Annotated in this window: 1 pseudogene; it reads left to right on the plus strand. The window is 45.1% G+C overall.

From position 1 onward, the window contains the following. Positions 1–70 precede the first annotated feature (70 nt). Positions 71–561 (plus strand): annotated as a pseudogene (locus tag MTCD1_RS18405) (IS91 family transposase); the annotation flags it as partial.

Raw genomic sequence — 561 nt, forward strand, 5'->3', positions numbered from 1 at the left:
CTAAAAATGTTCACGTTCATACCCTGCGACATTCGATTGCTACTCACATGCTTGAGCGTGGCGCGAGTTTGCGCTCAGGCAAATAATTTCCTGCCATACACCACAAGCAGGAGCCATGTTATATCATTGTGACAATTGCGGGGCGAATAGCACGTTATACCCCTCCTGTGGTCACCGACATTGCCCTGCTTGCCAGCACCAAGCCAACAGTAATTGGCTTAATTTGCAACGACAAAAGTTATTGCCCGTTGATTATTATCTGGTGACCTTCACCTTACCTTATCAATTGCGCCACTTTGTTTGGACTCATCAAAAATGGGCTTATCAAGCAATGTTTGAAGCCGCAAAACACACCCTCGACGCCTTCTTTAAACGTGATAAACGTTTAGGTGACGTCAATGGCTTACTCGCGGTATTGCACACGCACTCACGACAACTGAAGTTTCATCCTCATCTCCACTTTGTTGTGCCTGCGGGAGGTGTAGATAAAAAACACAAGTGTTGGAAGAAAAAAACGGGAACGTACCTGTTTAACGCGAATAACTTAGCAAAAGTATTTCG

This window comes from Colwellia marinimaniae (genome assembly GCF_002207865.1).
In the GTDB taxonomy this organism is placed as follows: Bacteria; Pseudomonadota; Gammaproteobacteria; order Enterobacterales; family Alteromonadaceae; genus Colwellia; species Colwellia marinimaniae.